General features: G+C 48.2%; 10 protein-coding genes. 8 read left to right on the plus strand and 2 right to left on the minus strand.

Annotated features, from left to right (window positions below; translation table 11 throughout):
- From VIM87_RS12445 to metK, 3 genes are all read left to right on the plus strand, one after another.
- Positions 1 to 639, plus strand: a 639-nt coding sequence (locus tag VIM87_RS12445; RefSeq protein WP_331997308.1) for a glycogen/starch synthase, incomplete at its 5' end; no start/stop codon positions are given.
- Positions 640 to 760: 121 nt separating this feature from the next.
- Complete coding sequence (locus VIM87_RS12450) at positions 761 to 2,128, plus strand: DUF4270 family protein (protein WP_331997309.1); 1,368 nt, start codon at positions 761 to 763, stop codon at positions 2,126 to 2,128.
- A gap of 19 nt (positions 2,129 to 2,147) precedes the next feature.
- Positions 2,148 to 3,401 carry a methionine adenosyltransferase gene (metK, locus tag VIM87_RS12455; RefSeq protein WP_331997310.1) on the plus strand — a complete coding sequence of 418 codons (1,254 nt, stop codon included), beginning with the start codon at positions 2,148 to 2,150 and terminating at the stop codon, positions 3,399 to 3,401.
- Positions 3,402 to 3,554: 153 nt separating this feature from the next.
- On the opposite strand, the gene VIM87_RS12460 is transcribed toward metK, so the two are convergent.
- Entirely contained in the window at positions 3,555 to 4,085 is a 531-nt protein-coding gene (locus VIM87_RS12460; protein ID WP_331997311.1) for a peroxiredoxin, read from the minus strand.
- 59 nt (positions 4,086 to 4,144) lie between these two features.
- The gene (locus VIM87_RS12465; RefSeq protein ID WP_331997312.1) at positions 4,145 to 4,783 is read right to left on the minus strand and encodes an outer membrane beta-barrel protein; all 639 of its coding nucleotides are present in this window, start codon (positions 4,781 to 4,783) and stop codon (positions 4,145 to 4,147) included.
- Between the two features lie 165 nt (positions 4,784 to 4,948).
- Here VIM87_RS12465 and pyrR point away from each other — a divergent pair, with 165 nt between their 5' ends.
- The 5 genes from pyrR to VIM87_RS12490 all read left to right on the plus strand — a co-directional run bounded on the left by pyrR (position 4,949) and on the right by VIM87_RS12490 (position 9,677).
- Positions 4,949 to 5,479 carry a bifunctional pyr operon transcriptional regulator/uracil phosphoribosyltransferase PyrR gene (pyrR, locus tag VIM87_RS12470; RefSeq protein ID WP_331997313.1) on the plus strand — a complete coding sequence of 177 codons (531 nt, stop codon included), beginning with the start codon at positions 4,949 to 4,951 and terminating at the stop codon, positions 5,477 to 5,479.
- A gap of 52 nt (positions 5,480 to 5,531) precedes the next feature.
- Positions 5,532 to 6,467: an aspartate carbamoyltransferase catalytic subunit gene (locus VIM87_RS12475; protein ID WP_331997314.1), complete on the plus strand. Its 936-nt coding sequence runs from the start codon at positions 5,532 to 5,534 to the stop codon at positions 6,465 to 6,467.
- Between the two features lie 124 nt (positions 6,468 to 6,591).
- On the plus strand, positions 6,592 to 6,921 hold the full coding sequence (locus VIM87_RS12480; RefSeq protein ID WP_089917059.1) for a DMT family protein: 330 nt from the start codon (positions 6,592 to 6,594) through the stop codon (positions 6,919 to 6,921).
- Positions 6,922 to 7,030: 109 nt separating this feature from the next.
- On the plus strand, positions 7,031 to 9,511 hold the full coding sequence (locus tag VIM87_RS12485) for a PIG-L family deacetylase (RefSeq protein ID WP_331997315.1): 2,481 nt from the start codon (positions 7,031 to 7,033) through the stop codon (positions 9,509 to 9,511).
- Between the two features lies 1 nt (position 9,512).
- Positions 9,513 to 9,677 (plus strand): hypothetical protein, encoded by a 165-nt coding sequence (locus VIM87_RS12490; protein ID WP_156093023.1) that lies wholly within the window; start codon positions 9,513 to 9,515, stop codon positions 9,675 to 9,677.
- Positions 9,678 to 10,079: the final 402 nt, after the last annotated feature.

Raw genomic sequence — 10,079 nt, forward strand, 5'->3', positions numbered from 1 at the left:
GTGGTAAGGCTGTCAGGGATCAATATTGTGATAGATAACGATGATTATCCGCTGATCATTAAAGTGGCCTCTTTGCCAAGCGCCCGTTTGCAGGTGTATTTCCTGGACAATGAAGATTATTTCAAGCGCAAAGCCGTTTTCGCCGACGAAAACGAACAGTTTTATGACGATAATGCCGCCCGCGCCGTATTTTTCTGCAAGGGAGCATTGGAAACCGTGAAGAAATTTGGCTGGCCGCCGGACATCATTCATTGCAGTGGCTGGATGACCTCACTGATACCGATGTACCTGAAAACCGCCTACAAAAAAGAAGCGGTGTTTGCACACTCCAAAGTAGTGTACTCACTGGAACCCAATGGTTTTAAGGAAAAACTGGGCCCCACTTTTGTAAAGAAGGCTACCATCAGTAACCTGATCAAGGAAAAGGATATTGAGCTGTATAAAGAAGGCACCAACGCTGCGCTAAACCGCGGCGCCGCCAAATATGCCGATGCCGTAGTAGTAGCCGGCGATAAAGCCGATAAAAAACTGGTTGAGGAAATAAAGGGGGAAAAGGGTAAGATCATTCTCCCATATAAAAAAGACAACGAAGACCTGGCCGACTACCTGCAGCTGTATAACCAGCTGATGGGGAAGTAAAAGAGTCCATAGCCGATGGTCCATAGTCCATAGCAGTTTGCGTTATATTCGCTCTTCGGAGTAAGCCATGGACCATCGACTATGGACCATGGACTAAATTAAAACCCACAAAACATCGCGCGTGAGAGTTATTATAAGGAATCTGGGACTGATAGCAGCTTTTTTTATTACTATGTATGCCGGATCGGGATGTAATGAAGCTACCATTTTAGGAAATGAGCTTATACCCGGTCAGGATTTCGTAAATGGGGTTGATACCACCCTCACCGGTATCATTACACAGAACATCTGGAAAACAGATTCCGCTGTATATACCGGCCAGGGTAACTATTCCAAAGTGCTGGGTTCTATCGTGGGCGATCCTTTATTTGGCCGTGCCCACGGTTTCGTATATACGCAAATGAGCCTGCCCAGTAATGCCTACAGCTTTGCCGGCACCGGCCAAACGCTGGATTCAATTGTACTGAGCATTGCCTACCGGGGTTTCTATGGGGATTCCATGGCCGCCCAAACCTTCAGGGTGTACCGCATGGCGGAACCGGATTTTAAGATAGATTCCAACTACCGTTATTACCAGGCTTTAAAATATAGTGCCGGTGAGCTGCTGGGCACCGCCACTGTGGTACCGCGTACCTTAAAGGATTCCGTATCTGTTTACGGCGCTAAAGAGGCGCCGCAGCTGCGTATCCGGTTAAGCACTGCGCTGGGTAACCAGTTCCTGCAGCAAACCGCTACCACCGGTTTTAAAAACGATTCTTCCTTTTACGCTTTCCTGAAAGGGCTGGCCATTGTTCCGGATACCACGCTGGCTACCAACCGTACCATGCTGTACCTGAACCTGAACGATCCGGTGACCCGCATCCGCCTGTTCTATAAGAACACGGAGAACGATTCACTGAGCGCCAGCTTTCCCTTTGCCGCCGGTTTTACCGCACATGCCAATTACTTTGTACGCAACCATGCAGGCTCACAGGCCGCACAGTATATTAATACCAATACGCCGGCAGGGGATAGTATCATCTTCCTGGAAGATGCACCGGGCCTGTTCACCAAAGTGACCATACCCAACCTGGAAAACTTCCCCAACGCGGTTATTAATAAGGCGGAGCTGGTAGTATCGGAAATTACACCTGCACCTTCAGATCTAAATGATATTTATTCTGCGCCGGATTTCCTATTTTTACAGCAGTACGTAAGCGGGGACACCACCAGGCCCCTCATCGATTACGGAAACCCCAGTAATCCTAACCAGCCATATTTTGGTGGCGACAAAACAGTGGTAACCCTGTTTGGCGGGATGAAGTATACACAATACAAGTTTAACATTTCCCGGTATATGCAGCGTTTGTTGCGTAAACAGGAAACCAATACAAGCTTTAAGCTGGAGGCGCTTTCACCCAGGAATATTGATGTGCATCGTGTAAGAGCAGGCGGAGGCAACCACTCCCAGTTTAATCTGAAACTGAGGATCATTTATACGAAACTTTAAAACGAAACACGGATATTTTATGCCTTATTTATTTACGTCAGAATCTGTATCTGAAGGACATCCGGACAAAGTTGCCGATCAAATCTCCGATGCGCTGATCGATCATTTTCTTGCATACGATGCAAAGTCAAAGGTTGCCTGCGAAACACTGGTAACTACCGGTCAGGTAGTGCTGGCAGGTGAAGTAAAATCAGACGCGTACCTGGATGTGCAGGACATTGCCCGTGAGGTGATCCGCAAGATCGGCTACACCAAGAGCGAGTATATGTTTGAAGCCAATAGCTGCGGTATCCTGTCGGCTATCCACGAACAGTCACCTGACATTAACCAGGGCGTAGACCGTAAGAATCCTGAAGAGCAGGGCGCCGGCGACCAGGGCATGATGTTTGGTTATGCCAGCCGCGAAACAGATAACTATATGCCCCTGGCCCTTGACCTGGCGCATAAGCTGCTGCTGGAGCTGGCTGCTGTACGCCGCGAGAATAAAGAGATCAAATACCTGCGCCCCGATGCTAAATCACAGGTAACTATTGAATATTCCGACGATAACAAACCGGTGCGTATAGACACCATCGTTATATCTACCCAGCACGATGATTTTGATAAGGACGAGCAGATGCTGGCCAAGATCAAGGAAGATATGATCAAGATTGTAGTACCCCGCGTAAAAGCCAAGCTGAAACCGGAGCTGCAAACCCTGTTCAACGATAAGATCACTTACCACATTAACCCTACCGGCAAGTTTGTAATAGGCGGCCCGCATGGTGATACCGGCTTAACCGGCCGTAAGATCATTGTGGATACCTATGGCGGTAAAGGTGCACACGGTGGTGGCGCTTTCTCCGGTAAAGATCCTTCCAAGGTAGACCGTTCTGCCGCATATGCCACCCGCCACATAGCCAAGAACCTGGTAGCTGCCGGTTTGTGCGATGAGGTGCTGGTGCAGGTATCTTACGCTATTGGTGTAGCTAAACCCTGCGGTTTGTACATCAATACCTACGGTACTGCAAAAGTGAACCTGAATGATGGTGATATTGCCCGCAAGGTAGAGGAGATCTTCGACCTGCGTCCTTACTCTATTGAGCAAAGGTTAAAGCTGCGTAATCCTATCTACAGTGAAACTGCTGCTTATGGCCACATGGGCCGCGATAGCCAGGTAGTAACCAAGGTGTTTAACAAAGGCAAGCAAACAGAGAAGAAAGTAGAAGTTGAGCTGTTCACCTGGGAGAAGCTGGATTATGTTGATCAGGTGAAGAAAGCGTTCAGCTTGTAATTAATAATTAATAATTAATAATTAATAATTAATATTAGTTCATCAATAGAAAAAGTCCTGCGTGTTATATGCAGGACTTTTTCGTTTATAATTGCAGCGATCACATTTCGCGATCTAACTATCCCACGATTATTAATTCTTAATTATTCATTATTAATTCTTCATTCCCTTCAGCGTTGCCAGCGCCTCACTCACATGCTTCTCCGCATCCCGCATGGAGTTGAACTGGTGCACCACCACGCCGTTCTTATCCACCACATACGTTACCCGCCCGGGGAATACAAAGGTTTTAGGCACACCAAATAATTTCCGTACATCATTGGCCGTATCGCTTAATAAAGTAAAAGGCAGCTGATGGTGTTGTGCAAATGCCTTGTGGGATTGCACGCCATCGTTACTGATCCCGATTACTTTAGCGCCGTACTGTTTAAACTGTTCAAACGCATCCCGGAAAGAGCAGGCTTCCCTGGTACAGATGCTGGTTTCATCTTTCGGATAAAAGTAAATGACTAACGGCTGCTTGCCTAAGACCGTTGAAAGGTCAAATACATTTCCATCCTGGTCTTTTAACCGGAACACCGGCACCTTAGAGCCTACCTTTACCTGGGAGTGCGAAGAGCAGCTGCCTAACAGCAGGATCCCTGCCAGCAGCAGGCTGCTAAGCCTGAATTTTCTGAGTTGCATAAGCCATGTATTTAAGTTGTACGGCCGGTAAAGGCAACACAACCGGTACAGGCAGCAAGTTAAAACAGAAAGTTGATACCGAACTGCAGATCGTTAAAACTATGATTAGGCGTAATGCCAAAGGAATGGGAATAGGCGCCCGCAGTTCCCCGGTTCCTGTAGCTATAGCTCACCAGGGAAGCAAAAGATGCCTGTAGCGAGATGTTACTTTTAAGCCGGAACATTAATCCGGGGTTATAAAATGCTTCCAGCCCCCAGTTATTGCGCTTTAGCTCCTCAGCGGTACCTGCGTCGTTCACCGTTTTGGAATAATCGCCGCCAATGCCCAGGTCATTAAAAATAGAGAAGCGGCTTTGCCAGAGGGGGATATCAAAACGGATGAAAGGCCGGAAAACGTAGCTGGTTATTTTATACGAGCTAACGGGATTCTGGTACTCCGTTGTACTATGATTGTACCCAACGGATGCGCCTATACCTATATTTTTCTTTAAATAATGAATATAGGTTGTATAAACAGCAAAGGTATTCCCATCATAATTACCACCGTTGGGATCTGTGCCAGCAGCATTGGAGGTAAAAAAGGCAAGGCTGCCTCCGATCAAATTCTTCTTAAACGGCTCTTGTTCCTGCGCCCGGGCCTGGGATTGAACAAACAAGAAAAGGGTTACCATACAAACTAATGATAGAATTTTTCGCATACGGTAAATGGGTTTTGAGTGAGTGAATATAGATTGATTAACAGCCAGCAATCTAAACAGTAAACCGCTATTACATTGTTAAAGAATGTTATTTGTTTCCTTAGGGAATGTTAAAAAGTGTGAATGCGTTTTAATTATTATTTTTGGTCCTTAAACTTACAAGCATTGAAAACCATACTGAATGGAACGCAGTTGGCCATTACTATAGACCGGCTTTGCCACCAGCTCATAGAAACGCATTTGCAGTTTGAGCATACGGTGCTGATAGGCTTGCAGCCCCGGGGTATCTACCTGTCAGACAGGATCCACCATACCCTGCAAAAGCTGCTGCCAGGTACCCCCATCCCTTATGGTAAGCTGGATATTACCTTTTACCGCGATGACTTTAATAAGGGCACGGCTTTGCATGTACCCAGTGAAACAGATATTGATTTTTCCATTGAGAATAAACGGGTAGTGCTCATAGATGATGTGCTGTACACCGGCCGTACCATCCGTTCTGCACTGGATGCCATGCTGGATTTTGGCCGCCCGGCTACGGTGGAGCTGCTGGTGCTGATAGACCGCCGCTTTACCCGCCAGCTGCCCATTCAGCCCGACTATACCGGCCGTACCATTGATGCTATTATCAGTGAAAAAGTACGGGTGCTCTGGCAGGAGCGCGACGGTAAAGATGAAGTGATCATACTGGAATAGTAAAAATTCGGTAGCCGGATTTTAATTTTCACCTGTATATTTGCACCTTAGAATGTCACTCTCCGTAAAACATCTACTCGGCATACGCGATCTGGAACGTCAGGATATAGAGCTTGTTTTTCAAACAGCTGATCAGTTTAAAGAGGTGTTACAACGCCCGATTAAGAAGGTTCCAACCTTGCGTGATACTACTATTGTGAATGTATTTTTTGAGAACTCCACGCGTACCCGCATCTCTTTTGAGCTGGCGGAAAAGCGCCTGGGAGCGGATGTGGTCAACTTCTCCGCTTCCGGTTCTTCAGTTTCTAAAGGCGAAACGCTGATAGATACCGTTAACAACATCCTGTCTATGAAGGTAGACATGGTGGTGATGCGGCATTCAGCCAGCGGCGCGCCGCACTTCCTGTCCAAACACATACAGGCGCCCATTGTAAATGCAGGCGATGGCATTAACGAACATCCCACACAGGCCCTGCTGGATGCATTCTCCATCCGTGAAAAGCTGGGCAGCGTTACCGGCAAAAAAGTAGCCATCTGTGGCGATATCATGCACTCCCGCGTAGCCTTATCCAACATTTACTGCCTTAAAAAGCTGGGCGCAGAAGTAACCGTAGTAGGCCCGCCTACACTCATACCTAAACACCTTGAACAAGCTTTAGGCGTAAACGTTACCTATAACATCCGCGAAGCGCTGGCCTGGGCCGATGTGGCCAATGTGCTGCGCATTCAGCTGGAAAGGCAGAACACCCCGCTGTTCTCCTCCCTGCGGGAATACTCCCTGGCATATGGCGTAAACCGCCGCCTGCTGGACAGCCTGCAGAAAGACATTGTGATCATGCACCCGGGGCCTATTAACCGCGGGGTAGAGCTCAATTCCGATGTGGCAGATTCCGGCCAGTCCATCATCCTCAACCAGGTTGAGAATGGCGTGGCCATACGCATGGCGGTGCTGTACCTGCTGGCAGGTAAAAAAATGAATAATGAATAATTAAGAATTAATAATCGTATGACAGTACTACCTTCATTCACAATTACTCCGTAATACCAGTGATCACTTTTACAACCGGCACAACGATTATTAATTATTCATTCTTCATTATTAATTAAAACGCATGCGCACCGTACTTCTTCTCATAGTCTCCAACACCTTCATGACCTTTGCATGGTATGGGCATCTTAAACACCAGGACATGGCATTGTGGAAGGTGATCCTTATCAGCTGGGGCATTGCCTTTTTTGAATACTGTTTTATGGTGCCGGCCAACCGTTTGGGATCGCAGGAAGGGTTTAACGGTTTTCAGCTGAAAACCATCCAGGAGATCGTTACCCTGAGCGTGTTTTGCCTGTTTGCCGTATTTTACCTGAAAGAGCCTTTACGCTGGAATTACCTGGTTTCCTTTGTGTTTATACTGGCAGCCGTGTACTTTATGTTTAAGAAGTGATCTCCACTCATCCCTTTATCGGTCCATTCTCACATTTGACGGTATACCACCGGTGCATTCGCACATTTAATGCTTATTTTTGACCATCTGAAAACCACGAATCAACAACATGTTTGTAAGGATCAGCTTATTACTTACCGCCCTGGCGGCCCAGCTAACCGCATGGGCGCAGCCCTCGCCTGTGTTGAATGCAGCAGATATAAAATTGCAGCTCCGTAAGCTGGATACCCTGGGCAGCGTGTTATACATGGCCGCTCACCCGGATGATGAAAATACCCGCCTGCTGGGTTACCTGGCTAAGGAGAAATTATACCGCACCGGTTACCTGTCCCTCACCCGTGGCGATGGCGGGCAAAACCTGGTAGGGAATGAGCAGGGAGAGTTACTGGGCCTGATCCGCACCCAGGAGCTGCTGTCTGCCCGCCGTATTGATGGTGCAGAGCAGTTCTTTACCCGTGCGCAGGACTTCGGCTTTTCCAAGAACCCGCAGGAAACTTTTTCCATCTGGGACCGGGAAAAGATCCTGGCCGATGCCGTTTGGGTGATCCGCCAGTTCCAGCCGGATGTGATCATTTGCCGTTTCCCGGCAGATAGCAGGGCAGGGCATGGGCACCATACCGGTTCCGCTATGCTGGCCGCAGAAGCTTTTGCCGCAGCTGCCGATCCTAAACGTTTTCCGGAACAATTGAAATTCGTAAAGCCCTGGCAGGTCAAACGCCTGTTATGGAACACCTTCAACTTTGGAGGTAATAATACTACGGCGCCCGATCAATACAAGATAGATGTAGGCGCCTTTAACGTGCTGCTGGGCAGGGGATATGGGGAAATAGCCGCCGAAAGCCGCTCCCAGCACAAGAGCCAGGGTTTTGGCGTAGCCGCCACCCGCGGCAGCTCCCTGGAATACTTTACCACTATTCAGGGCGAGGCGCCTAAACAAAGCCTCATGGATGGCGTGAATACTTCCTGGAGCCGTGTACCCGGCGGTAAAGCCATCGGGGAAATGGTAGATAAAGTGATTGCCGCTTACCAGGTAGAAGATCCCGCAGCATCCGTACCCGCGCTGCTGGCTATACGAAAAGCCATTAGCGCCTTACCGGATAGCTACTGGAAAACGCAGAAGCTGAAAGAAACAGAACAGCTGGTGCTGGCCTGCGCCGGTTTATGGATGGAAGCTTACAGCACCACCGCCGAAACAGTGCCCGGAAAGCCATTACAGGCCAGCGTGCAGCTGATCAATAACAGCCATGTGCCGGTGCGCCTGCAAAGCATTCAGCTGCAGGACAAGGATACTACTTTAAATAAACAGCTGGAATTTGATCAGTTTGTGAGCATTCCGCAAATGATCACTGTACCGGCTAATACCGCTTTATCACAGCCCTATTGGCTGGCTGCTCCACATCCGCTGGGCATGTATGAGATAGCTGATCAGCAGCTGGTAGGCCGCCCGGAAAATATACCGGCCTTACAGGCAGCCATTCATTTGGAAATCGACGGGCAGGCCTTTACGGTGCAACGCCCGCTGCAATACAAACATACCGATCCTGTAAAAGGAGAGGTGTATGAGCCATTGGTAATAGCGCCACCCGTGGTGGCTAACCTGAATAACCAGGTGTTCATTTTCACAGAACCAAAGGCACAGCCGGTAACAGTAAAGTTAAAGGCCATGGCAGATGGCACCAATGGCACCGTACAGCTACAGGTGCCCAGTGGTTTTAAAGCCAGCCCGGAGCAGCAATCCTTTACCCTTAACCATAAAGGTGATGAAACCGAAGTGCAGTTTAACCTGGCGCCGGTACAAATTTATGCGAATGACCGCAGCAGGGTAGATACGTTTAACGTAGCGGCTACTGTAAACGGTCACGTATATACGCAAAGCCTGCAAACTATTCACTACGATCATATACCGCCCATTACCCTGTTTCCGCAGGCAGCAGCGCGGGTAGTAAGCCTGCGTTTAAAGCACAATGGCAACAAGCTGGGTTACATTGCCGGCGCCGGCGACCTGGTGGCCGCTTCCCTGCAGCAGGTAGGTTATGAAGTAACCCTGCTGGGTGAAAAAGATATCATGGGCGGGCACCTGCAGCAGTACGATGCTATTATTGCCGGCGTACGCGCTTATAACACCAATGAACGTTTAAAATACTGGCAGCCCCGCTTAATGGAATATGTTAAGAACGGCGGCACCCTGCTGATACAATACAATACCGTAGGGCCGCTGGTTACCAGCCAGCTGGGTCCATATCCGTTTAGCCTTTCCCGTGGCGACCGGGTTACGGACGAAAATGCAAAAGTGACCTGGCTGCAGCCGAATGATGAAGTAATGCATTATCCCAACGAGATCACGCAGCAGGACTTTGACGGCTGGGTGCAGGAGCGGGGCTTATACTTTACGTCAAATGCAGCGCCTGAATACCGCAGGCTGTTTGCCATGAACGATAAAGGAGAGCAGCCGCTGGATGGCAGCACCCTGGTAGCCAATTATGGTAAGGGCAGGTACGTGTATACTTCCCTGGCCTTTTTCCGTGAGCTGCCGGCAGGTGTACCCGGTGCATACCGCTTATTTGTAAATCTTATTTCGGCAAAAAAGTAATATGAGTAAAAAGCACGAGGAAAACCGCCCCCGCCTTACCATTGCCGCCGGTTTGTGTATAGCGCTGGGGCTTATTATAGGCATTGTGATCAAACGTGTGCAGGTAGGCCTGTTCATTGGTTTGGCGCTGGGGCTTTTAGGGGGAGGATTGTTGAGGAGAAGATAGGTTCAATTACGAATTGTTCAATTACGAATTACGAATGAGGGAAGTACCTGAAGTACGTAGGTTTGTAATTTGTATATGAAGTTCGTAATGTAGTTATCAATAATAGAATAGCTAAGGAAGTATTCTTAATTCACTGTAATTCAATCACGTTATTACGCCATTATCAATTACGACCAGGGGACCATGTTCATTAACAAAACACAATCCATTCGTAATTCGTAATTGAACAATTCGTAATTAAACCTCCGTTCCTGTTCATGGAAAATGAAAAGCCGCCGTTATTCAGGGCATGGTGGATCTGGTACCTGTTGGTGACTGTTTGGCTGGCTGTACTGATCCTGTTATTCTTTTTATTCACCAAAACATTCTCATGAGTGTACTGGATTGGATAGTCCTATCCGC

The organism is Chitinophaga sp., assembly GCF_036569125.1.
Classification (GTDB): Bacteria; Bacteroidota; Bacteroidia; order Chitinophagales; family Chitinophagaceae; genus Chitinophaga.